The 20,488-nt window shown below is 72.7% G+C and carries 21 protein-coding genes and 1 pseudogene; 9 read left to right on the top strand and 13 right to left on the bottom strand.

Annotated features, from left to right (window positions below; all coding sequences use genetic code 11):
• Positions 1-1,371, top strand: coding sequence for a flavin monoamine oxidase family protein (locus tag ABD126_RS35220; protein WP_343939314.1), 1,371 nt, complete (start codon positions 1-3; stop codon positions 1,369-1,371).
• A 345-nt stretch (positions 1,372-1,716) separates the two neighbouring features.
• On the opposite strand, the gene ABD126_RS35215 is transcribed toward ABD126_RS35220, so the two are convergent.
• Positions 1,717-2,472, bottom strand: a complete 756-nt coding sequence (locus ABD126_RS35215) for an SDR family oxidoreductase (RefSeq protein ID WP_343939312.1) — start codon at positions 2,470-2,472, stop codon at positions 1,717-1,719.
• 78 nt (positions 2,473-2,550) lie between these two features.
• Between ABD126_RS35215 and ABD126_RS35210 the strand changes: the two genes are divergently transcribed.
• The gene (locus ABD126_RS35210; RefSeq protein ID WP_343939309.1) at positions 2,551-3,030 is read left to right on the top strand and encodes an RrF2 family transcriptional regulator; all 480 of its coding nucleotides are present in this window, start codon (positions 2,551-2,553) and stop codon (positions 3,028-3,030) included.
• A gap of 60 nt (positions 3,031-3,090) precedes the next feature.
• Here ABD126_RS35210 and ABD126_RS35205 read toward each other — a convergent pair whose 3' ends face one another.
• From ABD126_RS35205 to ABD126_RS35190, 4 genes are all read right to left on the bottom strand, one after another.
• Complete coding sequence (locus ABD126_RS35205) at positions 3,091-4,161, bottom strand: ABC transporter permease (protein WP_343939307.1); 1,071 nt, start codon at positions 4,159-4,161, stop codon at positions 3,091-3,093.
• Complete coding sequence (locus ABD126_RS35200) at positions 4,161-5,042, bottom strand: ABC transporter ATP-binding protein (RefSeq protein ID WP_343939305.1); 882 nt, start codon at positions 5,040-5,042, stop codon at positions 4,161-4,163. Before ABD126_RS35200 ends, ABD126_RS35205 begins: the two co-directional genes overlap by 1 nt.
• 82 nt (positions 5,043-5,124) lie before the next feature.
• Positions 5,125-5,790 carry a response regulator gene (locus ABD126_RS35195; RefSeq protein ID WP_343939303.1) on the bottom strand — a complete coding sequence of 222 codons (666 nt, stop codon included), beginning with the start codon at positions 5,788-5,790 and terminating at the stop codon, positions 5,125-5,127.
• On the bottom strand, positions 5,787-7,061 hold the full coding sequence (locus tag ABD126_RS35190; protein ID WP_343939301.1) for a sensor histidine kinase: 1,275 nt from the start codon (positions 7,059-7,061) through the stop codon (positions 5,787-5,789). Before ABD126_RS35190 ends, ABD126_RS35195 begins: the two co-directional genes overlap by 4 nt.
• Positions 7,062-7,317: 256 nt before the next feature.
• Between ABD126_RS35190 and rho the strand changes: the two are divergent.
• Positions 7,318-8,436: pseudogene (gene rho / locus ABD126_RS35185) on the top strand (transcription termination factor Rho); the annotation flags it as partial.
• On the opposite strand, the gene ABD126_RS35180 reads toward rho, so the two are convergent.
• Positions 8,420-8,923 (bottom strand): ArsR/SmtB family transcription factor, encoded by a 504-nt coding sequence (locus tag ABD126_RS35180; RefSeq protein ID WP_343939297.1) that lies wholly within the window; start codon positions 8,921-8,923, stop codon positions 8,420-8,422. The pseudogene rho and the gene ABD126_RS35180 sit on opposite strands and share 17 nt — an antisense overlap.
• Positions 8,924-8,981: 58 nt before the next feature.
• Here ABD126_RS35180 and ABD126_RS35175 point away from each other — a divergent pair, with 58 nt between their 5' ends.
• Positions 8,982-9,926, top strand: coding sequence for a S41 family peptidase (locus tag ABD126_RS35175; protein ID WP_343939295.1), 945 nt, complete (start codon positions 8,982-8,984; stop codon positions 9,924-9,926).
• Between the two features lies 1 nt (position 9,927).
• Here the strand turns inward: ABD126_RS35175 and ABD126_RS35170 are convergent, their stop codons facing one another.
• Genes ABD126_RS35170 through ABD126_RS35160 form a run of 3 tightly spaced genes read right to left on the bottom strand, consistent with a single transcriptional unit; the run spans position 9,928 to position 11,875 of the window.
• Positions 9,928-10,998 carry a sigma-70 family RNA polymerase sigma factor gene (locus ABD126_RS35170; protein ID WP_343939292.1) on the bottom strand — a complete coding sequence of 357 codons (1,071 nt, stop codon included), beginning with the start codon at positions 10,996-10,998 and terminating at the stop codon, positions 9,928-9,930.
• Positions 10,999-11,042: 44 nt separating this feature from the next.
• Entirely contained in the window at positions 11,043-11,531 is a 489-nt protein-coding gene (locus ABD126_RS35165; RefSeq protein WP_343939290.1) for a hypothetical protein, read from the bottom strand.
• Positions 11,532-11,554: 23 nt separating this feature from the next.
• Positions 11,555-11,875, bottom strand: coding sequence for a DoxX family protein (locus ABD126_RS35160; protein WP_343939288.1), 321 nt, complete (start codon positions 11,873-11,875; stop codon positions 11,555-11,557).
• Between the two features lie 99 nt (positions 11,876-11,974).
• Here ABD126_RS35160 and ABD126_RS35155 point away from each other — a divergent pair, with 99 nt between their 5' ends.
• A complete protein-coding gene (locus ABD126_RS35155; protein ID WP_343939286.1) occupies positions 11,975-12,865 on the top strand; it encodes a LysR family transcriptional regulator in 891 nt (296 codons plus the stop codon).
• Positions 12,866-12,954: 89 nt separating this feature from the next.
• Positions 12,955-13,563 carry a mycothiol-dependent nitroreductase Rv2466c family protein gene (locus ABD126_RS35150; RefSeq protein ID WP_343939284.1) on the top strand — a complete coding sequence of 203 codons (609 nt, stop codon included), beginning with the start codon at positions 12,955-12,957 and terminating at the stop codon, positions 13,561-13,563.
• On the opposite strand, the gene ABD126_RS35145 is transcribed toward ABD126_RS35150, so the two are convergent.
• Together ABD126_RS35145 and ABD126_RS35140 are read right to left on the bottom strand one after the other, a co-directional pair.
• On the bottom strand, positions 13,560-14,741 hold the full coding sequence (locus ABD126_RS35145; RefSeq protein ID WP_343939282.1) for an MFS transporter: 1,182 nt from the start codon (positions 14,739-14,741) through the stop codon (positions 13,560-13,562). The two genes, ABD126_RS35150 and ABD126_RS35145, sit on opposite strands and share 4 nt — an antisense overlap.
• Before the next feature lie 123 nt (positions 14,742-14,864).
• Positions 14,865-15,353 carry a MarR family winged helix-turn-helix transcriptional regulator gene (locus ABD126_RS35140; protein ID WP_343939280.1) on the bottom strand — a complete coding sequence of 163 codons (489 nt, stop codon included), beginning with the start codon at positions 15,351-15,353 and terminating at the stop codon, positions 14,865-14,867.
• A gap of 39 nt (positions 15,354-15,392) precedes the next feature.
• Here ABD126_RS35140 and ABD126_RS35135 point away from each other — a divergent pair, with 39 nt between their 5' ends.
• Positions 15,393-16,325 carry a DMT family transporter gene (locus ABD126_RS35135; protein WP_343939278.1) on the top strand — a complete coding sequence of 311 codons (933 nt, stop codon included), beginning with the start codon at positions 15,393-15,395 and terminating at the stop codon, positions 16,323-16,325.
• A 43-nt stretch (positions 16,326-16,368) separates the two neighbouring features.
• Positions 16,369-18,018, top strand: a complete 1,650-nt coding sequence (locus ABD126_RS35130) for a cellulose binding domain-containing protein (RefSeq protein ID WP_343939276.1) — start codon at positions 16,369-16,371, stop codon at positions 18,016-18,018.
• Here ABD126_RS35130 and ABD126_RS35125 read toward each other — a convergent pair.
• Together ABD126_RS35125 and ABD126_RS35120 are read right to left on the bottom strand one after the other, a co-directional pair.
• Positions 18,008-19,183: an MFS transporter gene (locus ABD126_RS35125; protein ID WP_343939274.1), complete on the bottom strand. Its 1,176-nt coding sequence runs from the start codon at positions 19,181-19,183 to the stop codon at positions 18,008-18,010. The two genes, ABD126_RS35130 and ABD126_RS35125, sit on opposite strands and share 11 nt — an antisense overlap.
• A gap of 63 nt (positions 19,184-19,246) precedes the next feature.
• Entirely contained in the window at positions 19,247-19,843 is a 597-nt protein-coding gene (locus ABD126_RS35120; RefSeq protein WP_343939273.1) for a TetR/AcrR family transcriptional regulator, read from the bottom strand.
• 88 nt (positions 19,844-19,931) lie between these two features.
• Here ABD126_RS35120 and ABD126_RS35115 point away from each other — a divergent pair, with 88 nt between their 5' ends.
• Complete coding sequence (locus ABD126_RS35115) at positions 19,932-20,474, top strand: carboxymuconolactone decarboxylase family protein (protein WP_343939271.1); 543 nt, start codon at positions 19,932-19,934, stop codon at positions 20,472-20,474.
• Positions 20,475-20,488 lie beyond the last annotated feature (14 nt).

The following is a 20,488-nucleotide window of genomic DNA, read 5'->3' as shown; positions in this document are numbered from 1 at the left end:
ATGCAACGTACGTTGTGCAACGCTTGTTGTATGAAGGTCGTCGTGGTGGGGGCGGGGTTCGCGGGCTTGACGGCGGCGCGCGAGTTGGCGCGGGCGGGCGTGGAGGTGACGGTCGTGGAGTCGGCCGACCGGGTGGGCGGGCGCGCGTCGACCGTGCTGTCGGCCCTCGGTTCGCCCGTGGACCTGGGCGGGATGTGGCTGGGCCCCGATCACACCGAACTGTCCACGTTGGCCGCCGAACACGGCGTCACCACGTTCCCGACGCCCACCGCCGGCAAGCGCCTGATCCTCGACGGCGACCGCCCGACCCGGGCGTGGCTGCCCCTGCTCGTGACCGGCGCGGCCCTGCTGCGCCTGTCCCTGCCCACTTCCGACGACCACACCACCATCGCGGACTGGTCGACCCGCCTGCCCGGCGCCGCCGCCCGCCGCCTGCTGGAGGTCGTGGTGGCCGAGGCGATCGCGGCGGACGTGGACCAGGTCACCAGGCAGGCGTGGGCGTCGGCGGTCAGGTCGTCCGGCGGCCTGCGCTCGATGCTCGGCACGGCCCAGGCGTCCCTGATCACCGGCGGCGCGGGCGCCCTGGCCGAACGCCTCGCCCGCACCCTGGACGTCCACCTGTCCCGCCCGGCCACGGCGATCACCCGCACGCCGACGTCGGTGGTGATCACGACCCCCACCGGCCCGCTCACCGCCGACCACGCGATCATCGCCGTGCCACCACCGGTGTCCGCCCGCATCCGCCACACCCCGCCGCTGCCGCCGAGCCGGGCGGAGGTGGAGCGCGACACCGCGATGGGCACGATCTACAAGGCGATCGCCGTCTACGAGCGCCCGTTCTGGCGCGACGCGGGCCTGAGCGGCGAGGTGATCGCCCTGACCGGGCCGGTTCCCGCCGTCTTCGACGTCTCCCCGCCGGACGACCCGGACGACCCGGACGGTCCGGGCAGCTCGCACGGTTCGGGCAGCTCGCACGGTTCGGGCAGTTCGGACGGTTCGGGCAGCTCGCACGGTTCGGGCGGTCCGGGCCACTTGGGCTTCCTGGTCCCGGGCCGCCGCGCGGAGCACCTGGCGAGCCTGTCCACGGCCGACCGCCGGGCGACCGTCCTGCGCACCGCCGCGACCGCCTTCGGCCCGGCGGCCCTGACCCCGGTCGACTGGCACGAGAAGTCCTGGCACGAGGACCCGCACGTCCTGGGCGGCTACTCGGCCCTGCCGCGCCCCGGCAGGTACGCGGCCACCCGGCACCCGCCGACGCCCGCCGGTCGCGTGCACTGGGCGGGCACCGAGACGTCCGCCGCGTGGCCCGGCTACCTCGAAGGCGCGATCCGCTCGGGCCGGCGGGCCGCCCGCGAGGTCCTCACCGCCTGACGCAACCCGGCTACCTCACACCCCAGGGCCACCTGAACCAACCCGGCTGCCTCACGACCCATCGGGCCACCTCAACCAGCCCGGCCGCCTCACGACCCATCCGGCCACCTCAACCAGCCCGGCCGCCTCACGACCCATCGAGCCACCTCAACCAGCCCGGCCACCTCACGACCCATCCGGCCACCTCAACCAGCCGGCCGTCGGGCAGGCCGTCGCGCCGGGTCGCCGTGGCCCGCGCGACCTCTCCATACACGGGACGCGGGACCGGCCGATCGGTTCCCGATCCTGCATGTCACTCGATCGGTTGATGCTCGGCCGACCCACCCCACACCCCGTTCTACCAGGTCACGCGCCCGCCGGCCGCTGCGTGGCCAACCACTGCTCGAAAGTGGTGGGCGCGATCCGCGCCCCCGGCCCCGGCAGCAGGGCGTTCCCGCTCATCTCCACCCCGAACACCCCGTCCCACGTCGGCACGAGCCTGACCTCCCGCCCCACGGCCTGGTGGGTCCGCCGCGCCATGTCCACCAGGTCGTGGCGGTCGGGACCGGCCAGGCCCGGGTGCAGGCCCCGGGGCTCGCCCGTCGCCACCTCGGCCAGGAACTCCGCCACGTCCGCGGGCGCGACCGGCTGCACCAGCAGCGGCGCGATGGCCGCCACCCCGTCCTGCTCGGCCCAGCTCGCCACCATCGCCGCGAAGTCGTGGAACTGCGTCGCGGGCACGATGGTCCACGGCACCCCGCCTTCCCGGACCAGCCGCTCCTGCTCGCGCTTGCCGTAGTAGTGCGCGTTGCCCTCGATGTCGTGGATGCCCACGATCGACAGCAGCACGTGGTGGCGCACGCCGGCCCGCCGTTCGGCGTCGAGCAGGTTCGTGGTGGCGGTGGCGAAGTACTCGACCAGCGCCTCGCGGTCCAGCGTCGGGCCGTTGGTCGCGTCGATCACCGCGTCCACGCCCGCCAGGGCCGCGTCCAGACCCTGACCGGTGATCAGGTCGACCCCCAACCCCCGGCTGATCCCCACGACCTCGTGCCCGGCGCGCTCCAGCACGGCCACGGTCAGTGCCCCGATGTTGCCGGTCGCCCCGGCGACTGCGATCCGCATGAGTCCATCCCCTCTCGGTGTGCCCGCAAAGCTATCTCGGACTAAAGAGATCCGCAATATCTGCGATACACTTCACCCGTGAAGCTGCCGGTGAGCACCGAATGGCTGTTGCACTGCGCCACCACGCTGGCGCAGCTGGAACCGGGCGCCACGGCGTCGGCGGCACAGCTCGCGGAGTACTACGACCTGCCCGCGCCCTACCTGGCCAAACAGCTCCAGGCCCTGGTCAAGGCGGGCGTCTTGGCGGCGACGACCGGGCCGCGCGGCGGGTTCCGGCTCGGCCGACCCGCCGCCGACATCACGTTGCTGCACATCGTCGAAGCCGTCGACGGCGCGGCCTCGCCCTACGAGTGCCAGGAGATCCGGCAACGCGGCAAGGGCGCGCTGCCCGCCGAGGACTGCCGCGACACCTGCATCCTCGCCCGCAAGATGGCCGACGCGCACGACGCGTGGCGGCAGAGCCTGGCCGCGGTCTCCCTCGCCGACGTCCTGGCCGAACTGCCCCCGACCGCCCCGGCCCGCACCCGCTCCCGCATCGCCCTCACCGGCCGCAAGTAGCCGACAAAAGAGAAAGCGCCGGCGCGGACTCCCGCGCCGGCGCCACACGCAGCGACCCGCCTACTCCTCCCGCGCCCACGCCTTCTTCAGCGCGAGCTTGCCGCCGGTGTGCAGCAGGGAGCCCGAGTAGATCCGGCTCGCCAGCAGCACGACCAGCACCACCGTCCCCGCCAGCAACCCCATCGCCAGCAACGCCTCCCACGCCGCCGCCTGCTGCGCGAACATCCGCACCGGCATCGCGATCGCCGACGTGAACGGCACGTACGACAGCACGTGCATCACGGTCGCGTCGTCGGAGAAGGTCATCACCCCGAAGTACGGTCCGATCACCAACATCACCACCAACCCCATGCTGGAACCCAGGTCCTCCTGCCGGCTGACCACCGACCCGGCGACCGCCCACATCCCGGCCAGCAGCAGGAACCCCAGCACCAGGAACGGCACGAACCACCCCAGCGCCGGCGCCACCACCGCCAACAACTCCTGGTGCCCGCCCAACCGCAACGCGATCGGCGCCAGCACGGCCAGCACCACCGCCTGCGCGAGCGTCAACACCGTGTGCCCCACGATCTTGCCCGCCAGCAACGCCCGCACCGGCACCGTGGCCACCAGGATCTCCACGATCCGGGTCTGCTTCTCCACCACCGTGCTGGTCGCGATCGCCGCGCCGCCCATGCCGAAGATCAGGAACACCACCGCGAACACCATGACCGTGACCGTCTTCTGCCCCTGCCCCACCGCTTGAGGGTCGAGCAGCTCGACCCGGGGCGCGGTGCGCAGCGCGGCCACCACGTCGGTCGGCGGGTCGTCCAGCGCCAGCACCTTCACGCCGTCGCCCGACGGCACGACCGCCGCCTCCACCTCCTCCGACCGCACCAGGGCCGAAGCGGCGTCCACATCGGACACCGTCCGCACGTCCAGGTCACTGCCCGCCAACGCCTCCGTCGCCGCCGTGCCCACGGCCGCGACCTTCGTCCGGTCGCCGCCGAACACCGTCGGCAGGATCGACATCGCGAACAACCCCAGCACGATCACCGCGAAGCCGATCCAGAAACCCTTGGTGCGCACCAGGGTCTTGACCTCGCGCTCGGCCACCAGCCGCGTCGCGCTCACGAACCGCCGCCGGTCCATCAGATCGCCTCCATGAAGATCTCTTCGAGCGTGGGCACGACGGGGGTGAAGCTGCGGACCGTTCCCTTGCGCAGCGCGGCTTCCAGCACGACCTGGTCCGCGCCCTCGTCGTCGACCTCGAACACCGCTCGCGGCCCGTCCACGTCCACCACGCGCACCCCGGGCACGTCCCGCACCCAGCCGGCGTCCCCGGCGACCACGACCTCGAACCGCGTGGTCCCGTACCGGGAGCGCAGCTCGTCGCGGTCGCCCGCGGCGGCGATCCGGCCGCCGGAGATGATCACCACGTCGTCGCACAGCCGTTCCACCACCGAGAGCTGGTGGCTGGAGAACAGCACCGGCACCCCGCCCGCCGCGCGCTCGCGCAGCACGCCCAGCACGGTCTCCACGGCGATCGGGTCCAGGCCGGAGAACGGCTCGTCCAGGATCAGCAGCACCGGGTCGTGCACCAGCGCGGCGGCGACCTGCGCGCGTTGCTGGTTGCCCAGCGACAGCTCCTCCAGCCTGTCCTTGGCCCGCCCGTCGAGTTCCAACTGCTCCAGCAGGCGCGCGGTGTTGCGGCGCGCGGCGGCCTGGTCGAGCCCGTGCAACTGCCCCAGCCACGCGATCTGCTCGGCCACGCCCATCTTCGGGTAGAGGCCGCGCTCCTCGGGCATGTACCCGAACCGCTGCCGCACCTCGCCGGTCACCGGCGCGCCGTCCCAGCGGACCGCGCCACCGTGCGCGGCGAGCACCCCGAGCACGATGCGCATGGTGGTGGTCTTGCCGGACCCGTTCGCCCCCAGGAACCCGGTCATCCGCCCGGGACGGACCTCGAACGACACGTCGTCGAGGACCCGGTGATCGCCGAAGCTCCGGCTGATCGACGTCACTGTCAACATGACCGCAACGCTAGGCGGCGCGCCGCCGCCGCACGTCCGGCGCGAGATCGACTCCGGGGGTCCTCCGCGAGGAGGACCCCGCTCACGCCTGGCCGGGCGCGACGATCCCGTGCTCGTAGGCGAACACCACGGCGTGCGTGCGGTCCCGCAGCCCCAGCTTGGCCAGGATGCGCGACACGTGCGTCTTCACCGTCGTCTCCCCCAGGTACAGCGCCGCCGCGATCTCGGCGTTGCTCGCGCCGCGCGCCAGGTGCACCAGCACCTCGAACTCGCGGTCGGTCAACGCCGACGGCCGGGCGGTGGGCGTGGCGACCGACGGCGCGGTGAACCGGGCGATCACCCGGCGCGTCACCTCCGGCGAGAGCAGGGCGTCGCCCCGCGCCACCACGCGCACGGCGTCCACCAGGTCCTCGGGCGAGGAGTTCTTCAGCAGGAACCCGCTGGCCCCCGCCCGCAGCGCCTCGAACAGGTAGTCCTCGCGGTCGAACGTCGTCAGGATCACGACCCTGATCGGGCTGTCCGCCCCGCTGGGACCCAGGATGCGCCGGGTGGCCTCCAAGCCGTCCACGCCGGGCATCTGGACGTCCATCAGCACCACGTCCGGCCGCAGCCGCCCGACCACCTCGACCGCCTCCAGGCCGTCGCGCGCCTCGCCGACGACCTCGACGCCCTCCTCCGTCCCGAGGATGACCCGGAACCCCGCCCGCACCAGGTCCTGGTCGTCCACCAGCACCACGCGCACCGTCATGCCGGGAACCTCGCCCGCACCAGGTACCCGCCGTCGCGGCGCGGTCCCACCTCCAGCGTCCCGCCGTGCACGGCGACCCGCTCCCGCATGCCCACCAACCCGAAACCCCCGCCCCCGGCCGTCGGGGCGCCCCGGCCGTCGTCGGTCACCTCGACCTCCAGCTCCTTCTCCAGGAACCGCACCCGCACGTCCGCGGCGCCCGCCCCCGCGTGCTTCACCACGTTGGTCAACGCCTCCTGCACGATCCGGTACGCCGACAGCGCCACGCCCTCCGGCACCGGCCGCGGGTCCCCGTACGTGCCGTGCGCCACCGTCAGCCCCGCCGAGCGGGCCAGCTCCACCAGCTCCGGCACCTGGTCCAGGCCCGGCGAGGAGGTCTGGGCGACGGGTTCGCCCAGCGCCGGCTCCGCCGGTTCGGCCCGCAGCACGCCCAGCAGCCCGCGCAGCTCCCCGATGGCGGTCCGGGCGGTGTCCTCCACGGTGCGCAGCGTCGAGCGGGCCAGCTCGACGTCCCGGTCCAGCACCCGCCGCGCCGCGCCCGCCTGCACGCCCATCACCGACACGTGGTGCGCCACCACGTCGTGCAGGTCGCGGGCGATGCGCACGCGTTCGGCGACGACCGCGCCGCGCATGTTCTGCTCCTGCGACCGCCGCAGCTCCTCCGCCCGGTGCTCCAACTCCTCCTTGCGCCGCGCGGACAGCCACGCCGTGCCGCCGAAGTAGTAGGCGGACAGGAAGAACAGCACGTTGAACGCGACCCCGTAGAGCACCGAGGCCAGCACCGGGTCCAGCGGCCCGACCGCGCCCTCGAACGGCGGCGGCTCCGGCCGCAGCATGAACCGCGCCAGGTTGAACCCGAGCCACCCGAACATGACGACGATGACGCCGACGCGCGCCACCCGTGCCCGCCCGCGGTCCTGGCTCCACGCGCCGACCGTGTAGATCGCGGTGAACAGGGCGATGGACGGCACCAGGTTGTCCGCGACCTGCCGGGACTGCCCCGCGAGGAACGCCACGCTGACCGCCAGCAGCACCGTCATCGGGAACCGCCGCCGCACCGCCAGGGGCAGGCTGACCGCCGCGCCCCACAGCAGGTGCTCGACCAGGGAGGGGCCCGTCACGTTCTGCGCGTACGCGCCCATGCTGCGCACCAGCAGGGTCACCGCGCCCGCGCCGACCAGCACGGCGACGGCCAGCCACACGTCGTGGCGGCGCTGCGCGGCGGTCGGCCCGGGTCGGCGCCAGTGGCTCCACGCGTCGGGGGTCCTCACGGTGCGGAACGGTAACCGATGTTGCCGGCGCGCGGACCGTGCGGTACGGTGGGGAGGTCCACCCAGCGGATGTTGGCCCAGCCTCCCGCGGGACGATCTCCACCAAGGCTCGAACCCCCGGTGCGGTTCCCCACAGTGCGGTTCCCACAGCGTGAACCTCCACAGCGTGGCCCTGCACAGCACGGTTCGCCTCCACCTCCGCGCCGCAGTGCGCGCATCTGTCCGGAAAGGACACTCAACCATGACCGCAACCCTTACCCGCAAACACGAAACCGAGCCGCGGACGCCCGTCGCCGGCGTGCTCGACATCCACCACGACACCGCCTACCTGCGCACGACCGGGTACACGCCCGGCCCCGCGGACGTGGTCGTCCCGCAGGCGTTGCTGCGCCGCCACGGCCTGCGCCGCGGCGACCTGGTGACCGGCGCGGCCGGCGCGCCCACCGGCAGGCAGAAGCTCCCGCCGCTGGTCGAGGTCGACTCGGTCAACGGCGAGGACCCCGCGAAGGCGTTGCGCCGCCCCGGTTTCGCCGACCTGGTGCCGCTGCACCCGACCGAGCGGCTGCGCCTGGAGCACGACCCGCACGACCTCACGACCCGCGTGATCGACCTGGTGATGCCGGTCGGCAAGGGCCAGCGCGCCCTCGTCGTCGCACCGCCGAAGGCGGGCAAGACCTCTGTGCTGCAAGCGATCGCGCGCGCCATCAGCCGCAACAACCCGGAGTGCCACCTGATCGTCGTGCTCGTCGGCGAACGGCCCGAGGAGGTGACCGACATCCAGCGGTCGGTGCCCGGCGAGGTGGTGGCGTCCACGTTCGACTGCGCGCCCGCCGAGCACATCGCGTCCGCCGAACTCGCGATCGAACGCGCGAAGCGGCTGGTCGAAGCCGGCCGGGACGTCGTGGTGCTGCTCGACTCGCTGACCCGCCTGGGCCGCGCCTACAACCTCGCCGCCCCGTCGCACGACCGCATCCTCACCGGCGGCATCAGCTCCAGCGCCCTGACCCCGCCCAAGCGGTTCCTCGGCGCGGCCCGCAACATCGAGGGCGGCGGCTCGCTGACCATCTTCGCGACCGCGTTGGTGGAGACCGGGTCGGCGGGCGACACGGTGATCTTCGAGGAGTACAAGGGCACCGGCAACGCGGAGCTGAAGCTGGACCGCAAGACCGCCGCGCGCCGCGTGTTCCCCGCGGTGGACGTCGACCAGTCCAGCACGCGCAAGGACGAACTCCTGCTGTCCCCGCAGGAACTGGCCGTGACCCGCACCCTGCGCCGCGTGCTGGAGGGCCGCGACGCGATGGACGTCCTGCTCGACGGCCTGCGCAAGACCCGCACCAACGCCGAGTTCCTGGCCCAGCTCAGCCGCCCGGCGTGACACCGGGCTGGCGGTACAGGGCGACCAGCACGCCGTGCACGGCCTCGCCCTCCCCCGCGTCCTGTGCCCCGTCCACCACGTCCCGCAACACCTCGGCCATCCGCGCCGCGACCTCCGGGGTCAGCCGCAGGTGGCGCAGGACGACCAGCGGCTGCTCCGCCGCCCGCGACACCTCCTCCGCGACCGCGCCGAAGACCGCCTGCGTGTGCTCGACCGGCGAAGTGGTGTAGGACATGCGCTTCGCCGCGCGCTGGTAGTACTGCTCGGTCCCGCCGCGCACCTTCCGCGTCTCGACCACGCGCACCAGTCCGGCCTCGCGCAGCACCTTCAGGTGGTGGCCGACGTTGCCCTTCCGCGCGTCCAGCGACACGGCGAGTTGGCTGATCGTCGCGGGTTCGCGGCCCAGCGCGAAGAGCAGGCGTTGGCGCAGCGGGTGGGACAGCGCCTTGAACTGCTCGGGGCTGCCGATCTCCAACCAGTCGTCCACGGGAGAAAGTGTCTAACTCTCTTGACGCTTTCGCAAGCCCGCTGGTCTACTCCCCGCCATGGACACCACCTCGATCGTCACCCGGACCCGTGAACTGCTGGTCGAGCACTACGTCTTCCCCGACGTCGCCGCGCAGCTCGACGCCTTCCTGGCCGGCCGCACCGACCACTACGCCACCGCGACGACGCCCGAGGAGCTGGGCAAGCTCGTCACCGAAGACCTCCAGTCGGTCAACGGGGACCGGCACCTGCGGCTCAAACACCACGTCGACGAGGTGCCCGAGGGCGACGACGCGGCCTCCGAACACCAGATCCGCCGCGAGTTCGACCTGGCCATGGGCGGCGTGCCGGGCCTGCGGCGGCTGACCGGCGGCGTGGCGCACCTGGAACTGGCGCCGTACCTGTTCCCGGTCGGGATGTGCGCGGACGTGGTGGCCGCCGCGTTCACGCTGGTCTCGCGGGCGGAGGCGCTCATCATCGACCTGCGGCGCAACCGCGGCGGCGACCCGCACACCGTGGCCCTGGTGTGCGGCCACCTGCTGGCCGAGCCGACGCACCTGAACACCATGTACCACCGCGAGGACGAGTCCTACCACCAGTTCTGGAGTTCACCGGTGGTGCCGGGGGCCCGGTTCGACCCCGCGAAGCCGGTGTACGTGCTGACCAGCGCGGCGACGTTCTCGGCGGCCGAGGAGCTGTCGTACGACCTGCAACAGCTCAAGCGCGCCACCATCGTCGGCGAGACCACCGGCGGCGGCGCGCACCCGCGCCGGGGCTTCACGGTGCACCCGCACCTGGAGGCCACCATCCCCACCGCCCGCGCGATCAACCCCGTGTCCGGCACGAACTGGGAGCTGGTCGGGGTGCGGCCGGACATCGCCGTGCCCGCCGACGAAGCCCTGGACCGCGCGCACCGGGAGGCCCTGGCGGAGTTGGACCGCCGTGGCGGTGACTCCCCGTCACTGGCCGAGGCCCGTCGGGCGCTCGCCCGGCTGTGCTGCTGACCTAGCCCGCCCAGGCCAGCAGCGGATCGTGCCGTTCGGGGGCGCGCAGGGCGGCCATGGCCTGGCGTTCGAGCTGGCGGATGCGTTCACGGGTGACGCCGACGCGGTCCGCGACCTGTTGCAGTGTGCACGGGTCACCGCCGTGCAGGCCGTAGCGCAGCGTGATGATGAGCGCTTCGCGGGGCGGCAGGGTGTCCACCAGGGCCCGCAGCTCCTCGGCCAAGGCCCGGTGCTCGGCGACCTCCGGCGCGGACAGCACGTCGGTGTCCTGGATGAGGTCGGCGACGCGGGTCTCGCCGTCGTCGCCGACCGGGGTGTCCAGGCTGATCGCCTCTCGGCCGATCCGGCGCAGGTCGGCGACCCGTTCGGGGGTCATCCCGGCCGCCTCGGCGAGGTCCTCGACGGTGGGGTCGCGGCCCAGGCTCAGGTGCAGCTTGCGCTCCAGCTTGCCCAGCCTGCCGATCTCCTCGACCACGTGGACGGGCAGCCGGACGGTGCGGGTGTGCGTGGCGATGGCCCGTTCGATGGCCTGCCGGATCCACCAGGTCGCGTAGGTGGAGAACTTGTACCCCTTGGCGTAGTCGAACTTCTCCACCGCGTGCATCAGCCCCAGGTTGCCCTCCTGGACCAGGTCCAGCAGCGGCAGGCCGCGGTGGTAGTGCTTCTTCGCCACCGACACCACCAGGCGCAGGTTGGCGCGGATCATGTGGTCCATCGCGGCCTGGCCCTCGCGGACGAGGGCCTCCAGGTCGCGGCGGCGTCCGGGCGGCAGGTCGCGGCGGTCGTTGCGGTCGTCGCGGCTGGCGCGGTCGTCGCGGCTGGCGCGGTCGTCGCGGTCGTCGCGGCCGGCGCGGTCGTCGCGGCCGGCGCGGTCGTCGCGGCCGGCGCGGTCGCCTCCGCCGTGGCGGCGGAGGAGTCCCTCCGCGTACACCCCGGCCTCGATGCGCTTGGCCAGGACGACCTCCTGCGCGGCGTCCAGCAGGGGCGTCGCGGAGATCTGCCGCAGGTACTGACGCACCAGGTCCGGTTCGTCGTCGCGTTCGGCGGGCTCGGCGCGCCGGTGCCGTGTCATCGTCGGTCACCTCCCACGACTGGGGTAACCGCGTCGGCCGGGAATCACACCGTCCGGACGTGGTGCGCGGCCCACACCTCGCTCGCGTCGTGGTGGGACTCGACCCCGGCGAAGAACGCGTCGGCCACCCGCTCGAACTCGGCGTCGTCCCCGTCGAAGCCCTGGAACTCGGGGCTGAACACCGCGAACCCGCCGGGCTGGTCGGCCGGCCGGTAGAGCACGGCGACGGTCAGCGAGCGCGGCGCGAGCCCGTACTCGACGGCCTCGACCAACAGCGCGTCGACCGGACCCGACTCCTTGTGCACGTAGGCGTCCACGACCATCACCGCCCGGGTGGCGCCTTGTTCGTTGTCCTCCAACGCCCGTTGCGCGGCCCGCGCGCCCTCGGCGATGTCGTCCGCGACCATCCGCTCCAGGAACCGTTCACCCAGCGGGTTCTCGTAGGCGAAGATCGGGATGAGCGCCTCGCCCTCGGAGACGCTCCAGATGCCATGCGCGGCAAGGAAACCTGCCATCGACGCGGTTTCGATCATCGGGGCAGTATGCCAACAGCCCGTCAGGCGAGCACCAGCGACGCCACGGCGAGCCCGAGGAACGCCGCCGGGTAGGGCAGGTCCCGCCACTGCCGGGCCCGCGCGACCACCCCGACCGCGCCGACGAAGTAGAGCACCAGCCCGACCGCCGCCGCCTCCCCGAGCCACGGCACGACCAGCCCGGCGAGCAGCCCCAGCGCGCCGGCGGTCTTGATCACGCCGAGCGGCACGATCCAGGACGCCGGCAGGCCGTACTTGGCCATGTTCGCGAGCACCCACCGGCTGCGCGCGTAATCGACCCCGGCGGCGGCGAGGTTGGCCACGGCAGTCACGACCGTGACCACGACATAAGCGGTAGACACGTTCAACCCCCTCTTCTTGTCTTCCCCACCCTCACCTCCCGTCTCGGCACCGTCCAATAGCAGCTTCTATAACCTGACGGAATGGACGTGGACACGCGCTTGGTGCGGGCTTTCCTGGCCGTCGCCGAGGAGGGCAGCCTGACCCGGGCGGCGGAGCGCCTGTACGTGTCGCAGCCGGCGTTGACCAAGCAGATCCGACGCTTGGAGACCGACCTGTCCGTGCGGCTGTTCACCCGCTCGCGCGCGGGCATGACCCTCACCGAAGCCGGCCGGGCATTGGCCGACCGGGCCCCCGCCCTGCTGGCCCTGTGCGACGACGTCCTGCGTGCCACTAAGGCCACCGCCGGCCGGGCGGCGAAGGTGCTGCGAGTGGGGTTCATCGCCAGCGCCGCGAACGAGGCCACTCCGGACATCATCAAGGCGTTCGGCCGCCGGTGCCCGGGTTGGCGGGTGGAGATGCGCCAGGCGCCCTGGTCGGAGCCGACGGCCGGCCTGTCCACCGGGGAGGCGGACGTCGCCTTGCTGCGCCTGCCGTTCCCCGACCAGGACGCGTACCACCTGCGGGTTCTCCTCACCGAACCCAGGTACGTGGTCCTCCCGTCCAACCACCGCCTCGCGACCCGGGACACCATCGCGTTCGAGGAGCTGTGGGACGAACCGTTCGTAGCGGCCCCGGCCGAAACCGGCGAGTGGCGCGACTACTGGCTGGGCACCGACCACCGCCCCACGCCACCCACGATCGGCGCCGTGACCGACCAACCGGACGCCTGGTTGCAAGCGGTGGCGAACGGCTACGGCATAGCCCTGGCCCCGCAATCAGCCACCCGCTTCTACCCCCGCCCCGGCATCACCTACCGCCCGGTGACCGGCGTGAGCCCGACCCGGGTCTGCGTGGCCTGGCCCAAGACGATCCCGCAGCACCCGGCGGTGCGGGCCTTCGTCCAGTCGTGTCCACAGTGGATCGGCGACTGAGTGGCCCAACGAATCATGTCGAACTTGGCTCCCGTGATCGGACCAATCCTGACCTAGAGTCGGGACACCGACGAGCAAGGAGCAGTGAAGTGACGACAGTGGACCTCTGGTTCGACCCCGTGTGCCCGTGGGCGTGGGTTGCGTCGAGGTGGGTGCTCGAAGTCGAACGGGTACGCCCGGTTCGGGTCGGGTTCCGCGTGTTCAGCCTCGCCCTGCACAACGAGGGCCGCGAGGTCGATCCCTGGTACCGCCGGTGGCTCGACGCGCGCTGGGGACCCGCCCGGGTTGTGGCCGCAGCTCAACAAGCCCACGGCGAAGGAGTGGTCCGCGACCTCTACACCGCGTTCGGCACGCGCATCCACCTCGACAAGCACCCCGTGGACGACGCCCTCAACCGGGCCGCGCTCGACGCGGTCGGCCTGCCCCGCGCGCTCGCCGACGCCGCCCACCGCACCGACCTGGACGACCTCCTCCGCACGGCCAACCGGCAGGCGCTCGAACCGCTCGCCGAGGACCTCGGCGTCCCCGCCCTGCACCTCCACGGCGACGACGGCACGGTCAACGCCTTCTTCGGCCCGGTCCTCAGCCCGGCGCCGCGGGGCGAAGCCGCCGGCCGGCTCTGGGACGGCATCGCCCTGCTCGCCGCCACCGACGGCTTCTTCGAACTCAAGCGCGGCCGGACGCGCAAGCCCGTCTAGCGGGACCGCTCCGACCGCCACACCATCCCGGCCGGCACCAGCGACAGCAGCGTGATCCCGCCGAACACCGCCGCCGCCCCGGGCAGGCCCGCGACCCCCAGCCCGACGCCGCCCGCCGCCGCGCCCGCGAACGTGCCCAGGTTGACCGCCGCCCCCGTGACGCCCAGCGCCGTCCCCCGCGCCTCGCCGCTGTGCCGGACCATCAACGTGATCACGCACGCCGCCGTCGCCGAGTGGCACAACCCGAGGACACCGGTCAGCACCACGGCCACCGGCAGCAGGACCGTGAAGTAGATCGCCACGATCGCGACCAGGGACACCGCCAACGACCAGAACACCACGTGGTGCGCCCGCACGCGCCCCGACCCGACGACCCGCCCGGCGATGAGGTTGCCGAAGAAGTACGTGCCCCCGCTCAACGTCCACACCAGGGCGAACGCGCTGGGCGACAACCCGAACCGGGCGTCGTAGATCACCGCGAGGTAGGACAGGTACCCCATGAACGCGGCCGTCCGCAGCAACGCCACCGCCAGCAACGGCCGCAAGCCCTTCAACGCCCGGTACGACGCCAGGTACCCCAGCGTCGAGGTCGGCAGCACGCGTCCGGGCCGCACCCAGAACACCACCGCCAACGCCAGCGCCAGCACCGCCGTCACCACCAGGTCGCCGCGCCACCCCCACAGCAGCGCGGGCAACGCCACCACCGGCGCGGCCAGCATCACGGTGAGCGCGCCGGTCGCCGTGACCAGGGTCGCGGCGCGCCCGGCGGCCGGTCCGTCGCCGAACCGGTCGGCCGCCGACGCGGTCAGCGCCGGGTGCACCACCGCCATCGCCGCGCCGACCAGGGCGCAGAACACCGCCATCGCCGCGAACTGCCCCAGCGCGCCCACCAGCGACGCCACGGCCAGCGCGACCAGTCCGAGCGCCGCCGCCCGCAGCCGCGCCACCCGGTCCAGCAGCGGCGCGAGCACCGCGCCAGCCGCGAGCGCGGCGAGGCCGCCGAGCCCGCGCAGGCCGCCCATGACGGCCGCACTGGTGTCGGCGTCGTGCGCGATGCGGACCAGGAACGTGCCGAACACCGTGTACGGCAGCAGCGACACCGAGGAGGCCAGCATCAACGGCCACAGCCGGCGCGCCATCCGCAGGTCACCGGGCACCTCGTCGACCGCGACGCTCACCGACCACTCCCCCCCCCCCCCCCCCCCCCCCCCCCCCCCCCCCCCCCCCCCCCCCCCCCCGAGAGTCAGGAGGATATTCGCATGGCTCACGATCTCGGGGGCGGTTTTCCACGCGCTGGGACTTCAGCCCTCGAAGTGCCGCAGCCAGTCCCCCAGGATGCGCTCCAGCGCACGGGCGTCCCGCGGCTCGACCAGGTCCAGCAGCCGCCGCTCGTTGGCCATGTGCTCGGTGAACGCGGTGTCGATCACCCGCAGCCCGGCCTCGGTCAGCGCGACCACCCGCCGCCGCCCGTCGGACCCCTCGGACCGGCGCGTGACCAGGCCGTCGCGTTCGAGCCGGTCGATGCGCTTGGTGATCGCCCCCGTGGTGACCATGGTGTGCTGGGCCAGCTCGCCCGGCGCGCGCTCGTGGGGCGGACCCGCCCGGCGCAGGGCCGCGAGCACGTCGAACTCCCCTTCGCCCAGCCCGTGCCGCCGGTAGACCACCGCCAGCTGCTCGGTCAGCACGGCGGCGAGCCGGTGCAGGCGGCCGATGACGGCCTGCGGCGAGACGTCCACGTCGGGGCGTTCCCGCGCCCATTCCGCCTGGATGCGGGCCACGCGATCGGTCACCGCGCCACTATACCTTCCACGGAAGCTATATTGTCTTCCGTGGAAGCTACTTCCCGGTGGGCGGCCGTCACGGCCGTCGCGCCGATCGCCTGGGGCTCGACCTACTACGTCACCCACCACTTCCTGCCCGCCGACCAACCGCTGTGGGGCTCGGCGCTGCGCGCGCTGCCCGCCGGGCTCCTCCTGCTCGCCGTGCGCCGCGAACCACCGCGCGGTGACTGGTGGTGGCGCTCGCTCGTGCTGGGGACGCTGAACATGGGCGCGTTCTTCGCCCTGGTCTACCTCTCCGCGCAACTCCTACCGACGAGCCTGGCGGCCACGGTCATGGCGCTCTCCCCGGCGGCGATGATGGCGCTGGCGTGGGTCGCGCTGGCGGAACGGCCGCACGTCCTGTCCGTCGCCGGCGCGGTGGTGGGGATCGGCGGCGTGGTCCTGGTGTTCGCGGCGGGCATCGACTCGTTCGACCCGCTCGGGCTGGCCGCCGCCGGCGCCGCCATGCTGATGTCCGCGTTCGGGCACGTGCTGACCAAGAAGTGGGGCGCGACGGCGAACGTCCTGTCGGTCACGTCGTGGCAACTCGTCGCGGGCGGACTGGTCCTGCTCGTCGCCGCGCTGGCCGTGGAAGGCCCGCTCCCGCCGGTGACGTTCTCGAACGCCCCCGCGTTCGCTTACGTGGCCGTGGTCGCCACGGCGGTCGCGTTCGCGGCGTGGTTCACCGGTCTGCGGCACCTCGACGCGGGCGCGGTGGGGCTGATCGGGCTGCTGAACCCGGTCACCGGCGTCCTGCTGGGCATGGTCGTGGCCGGCGAACCGCTCACCGCGCACCAGTTCGCCGGTCTCGCGCTCGTGCTGACCGGCGTGCTGCTCGGCCAACCCGGGGTCCGCCGCCTTTTCACGCACGTGAAAGCCGGTGGGGTTTCGTTGACGCGCGATCGGGCTGCCGCCTATAAAGGTCCGGACCAACGGGTGTAAGCCGCGACACTCGAAGCCCCTTGCCCGCGAAGGGTTCTTCAGCATGCGCACACGTCTGTCGGTTCTGGGTGCCGTCGCGTTCTGCATAGCCGCGACCACCAGCGCCTCCGCCGAGGCCGCGAGCCTGTCCGCCGCGTTCAGCCAGGAATCGGTGTGGAGTTCGGGCTACGGCGGCAAGTACACGATCACCAACACCGGCACGTCCGAGAGCACCGGCTGGACCGTCGAGTTCGACCTGCCCGCCGGGTCGAGCGTGTCCAGCTCGTGGAGTTCGGTGCTCACCCGCTCCGGCCAGCACTACAAGTTCACCAACGCCTCCTACAACGGCCGCATCGCGCCCGGCGGCACGGCGAGCTTCGGCTTCAACGTCGCCGGGTCCGGTCTGCCCACCGGCTGCACCGTCAACGGCGCGCCCTGCTCGGGCGGCGGCCCGGCCCCGGACACGCAGGTCCCGACCACTCCCGGCGGACTCGCGGCCACCGGGGTCACGACCGGCTCGATCTCCCTGTCCTGGAACGCTTCCACCGACAACGTGGGCGTCACCGACTACCAGGTCCTCAACGGCACGACCGTGGTCGCCACCGCCACCACGACCAGCGCCACCGTCACCGGACTGGCCGCCGGCACCACCTACACGTTCACCGTCAGGGCTCGCGACGCGGCGGGCAACACGTCCGCGGCGAGCGCGCCGGCCACCGCGACCACCAGCACCCCCAACGGGTCCACAGTGGATGTCTCCACCGCCGCGCAACTCCAGGCGGCGCTGGCCAACGCCGTGCCGGGCCAGACGATCCGCCTCGCCGCCGGCGTCTACCGCGGCGCGTTCGCCGCCACCCGGCCGGGCACCGCGTCCGCGCCCATCACGCTCACCGGCCCGGCCGACGCCGTCCTGGTCAACGACGGCCCGTCCGGCAACGCGCCGAGCTGCCCCACCCCCACCCCGGGCTGGGACCCCGGCTACGGCCTGTGGCTGCACGACGCCCCGCACTGGAACCTGACCGGGTTCACCGTGCGGGAGTCCAAGAAGGGCATCGTCGCCGACAACTCCCACCACACCACCATCTCCGGCGTGTCGGTGCACCACGTGGACGAGGAGGCGGTGCACTTCCGCCGGTCCTCGGCCGACAGCGTCATCCGCGACTCCACCATCACCGACACCGGGCTGGTGCAGCCCGGTTACGGCGAGGGCGTCTACATCGGCTCGGCGGGCTCGAACTGGGCCTGCCACGGCAACTCCGGCGGTGTGGACCGCAGCGACCGCGTGCAGGTGCTGGGCAACCGGATCGGGCCGAACGTCGCCGCCGAGCCGATCGACGTCAAGGAAGGCACGTCCGACGGCGTGATCCGCGGCAACACCTTCGACGGCCGCGGCATCTCCGGCCAGAACTCGGCGGACTCGTGGGTGGACGTGAAGGGCATGCGCTACCTCGTCGAGGACAACACCGGCGCCTTCACCTCGCCCGGCACGTTCGCCAACGGCTACGAGACGCACAACCCGTCCACCACGCCGTCGTCCCCCAACGGGTGCGGGAACGTGTGGCGCGGCAACCGCTCCGACCTCGGCGGGGTCGGCCAGTACGCCATCAGGATCACGTCCACGTCCAAGTGCTCCGGCCTGCCCAACGTGGTCCACGCGTCCAACACGGTCACCCGCGCGACCGTCGGGCTGACCAACATCCCGGTCACACCATGACCTCGGCGGCCGGCCGGTCCCGTTCGACCGGCCGGCCGGCGCGCAGGTCCGGGACCAGGGTCACCAGCCCCAGCACGGCCATCGCCGCGCCCAGCCACAGCGGCGCGCGCAGGTCGGACACCGTGATCAGCAGGCCGCCGACGGACGAGCCGATGATGATCCCGAGCGTGATGAACGACGTGTGCACGGTGTTCACCAGCGACCGCGCGTTGCCGGCCCGCTGCACGCGGGTCGCCATCGCCGGGTTCATGGTCACGCCGACCAGGCCGATCCCCAGCATGGCCGCGACCGCCGGCGCCTTCGCGTCCGCCAGCAGGGCGAACCCGGCCAGGAACACGGTGTTGAGCGCCAACCCGACGACGAGGACGGGCAGCGTGTGGCGGTCGGCAAGCCTGCCCACGACCGTGTTGCCGACCAGCGTGGCCGCGCCGTAGGCGATGAGCAGCCACGGCACCGTGCTGGTCGCGAAGCCCGTGACCTGGGTGAGGATCGGGTTGAAGTAGCTGAACGCGGAGAAGGTCGCGCCGATCACCAGCGTGCTGGTGGACAGCACCCGCCACAGCCTCGGGCTGCGGAAGACGGTCAACTCCTCCTTGAGGTTGCCGCTGTCGTGGGCGCGGTCCACGTCCGGCACGCCGAGCGCGGTCGCGACCGCCGCCAGCACGGCGATGCCGGTGATCACCCAGAACGCGGCGCGCCAGCCGTGGTGCTCGCCGATCAGGGTGGAGAACGGCAGGCCGAGCAGGGTGCCCAGCATCAGGCCGTTGAGCGCGACGGCGACCGCCCGACCGCTCACCTCCGGCCGCGTGAGCTGGAAGCACAACGTGATCGCGACGCCGAAGAACGCCTGCGTGGTGACGCCGGTGAGCACCCGGGCGACCACCATGACGGCGTAGGTGGGCGCGGCGGCGGCCAGGGCGTTGCCCAGCACGAAGACCGCGAACAGCACCATGAGCGCCCGCTTCGGGCGCAGCCGCATCAGGGCGACGGCCAGCACCGGGCCGCCGAAGGTCATCGCGACGGCGAACGCGGTGATCAGGTAGCCGATCTGCGGGATGGTGGCGTCGAGCCCGGCGGCCATCTGCGGCATCAGGCCGGCGACGACGAACTCGCTGGTCACCATGGCGAAGACGCCGATGGCGACGACGTACACGGCACGTGGCACGGTGTCCCCCATTTTGGATTGATCAGTACACAATTCGGGCAGCGCGAAGGAGTCGGTGTGCGGTCAGGCGACCAGGGCGTCCAGCGCGGTCGCGGCGATGCCCGCCAGCACGTCCCGGTCCGCGCCGGACTGCCCCGCGACCCGGATCCCGGCGACCACCGAGTTGAGGAAGCGGGCCAACTGGTCGGCGTCGCGGGTCGCGCGGATCTCGCCGTCGCGCTGGCCCCGGGCGATCACGGCCCGCAGCGCGGTCATCCGGCGGTCCTGGTCGCGCTCGATCAGGCGGGCGGTCGCGGGGTCGGCGCCGCCCAGCTCCACGACCGTGTTCACGGTCAGGCAGCCGATGCCCCGGTCGCCGCGCCGGTTCTCCTCCTCCCCGGCCAGGAGCAGGTCGAACAACGCGCGGATGCGCTCCAGCGGCGACTTCGCGGAGTCCTCCAGGACTTCGAGCTGACGGGCGGTCATCGCCTCCAGGTAGCGGGTGAGCGCGCGGGTGAACAGCTCGTGCTTGCTGGTGAAGGTGTTGTAGATGCTGCTGCGGCCCAAACCCGTGGCGTCGCACAGGTCCTGGGTGGAGGTGGCGTGGTAGCCGTTGACCCAGAACGCGCGCATGGCGGCGTCCAGGGCGCGCTCCTCGTCGAAGTTCTTCGGTCGGGCCACGCCCGTGACGCTAGCAGTTCTGAAACGTTCGGTCCAATACCGGAGGTTGAGCACCAATTCAGCACCGGAACGCCGTTACCGTTGCCCCATGGCACACATCGACTTGGGTCTGGACGAGACCCGGCAGCCGGGCATCATCGGCCTCATGGCGTACCGACCGGAGACCGGCGCGGCGCTCGGCGCGCTGGCCGAGGTGCTGCTGCGCGCCCCGAACAGCCTGTCGCCGGGCGAGCGCGAGCTGATCGCGGCGCACGTGTCGGGCCTGAACGAGTGCACGTTCTGCCACAACTCCCACGCCGCCTTCGCCGCCGCCCAGCTGGACGAGGGCATGGACCTGGTGGAACAGGTGTGCGCGAACCCGGCGACGGCCCCCATCCCGGCCAAGCTGCGGGCGTTGCTGCGGATCGCCGAAGCGGTCCAGGAGTCGGGGCGCAAGGTGACCGGCGAGCTGGTCGACGCCGCCCGCGCCGAGGGGGCGACCGACGTGGAGATCCACGACACGGTCCTCATCGCGGCGGCGTTCTGCATGTTCAACCGGTACGTGGACGGCCTGGGCACGCTCGCGCCCGAGGACCGGTCGGCCTACCAGGCTTCGGTGACCCGCATCCTGACCCAGGGCTACGTCGGCTGAGGCACCGCGGGCCG

Source organism: Saccharothrix mutabilis subsp. mutabilis, from assembly GCF_039521145.1.
Lineage (GTDB): Bacteria > Actinomycetota > Actinomycetes > Mycobacteriales > Pseudonocardiaceae > Actinosynnema > Actinosynnema mutabilis.
The sequence above is the reverse complement of the archived record's forward strand: the minus strand, read 5'-3'. Positions and strand labels throughout refer to the sequence as shown.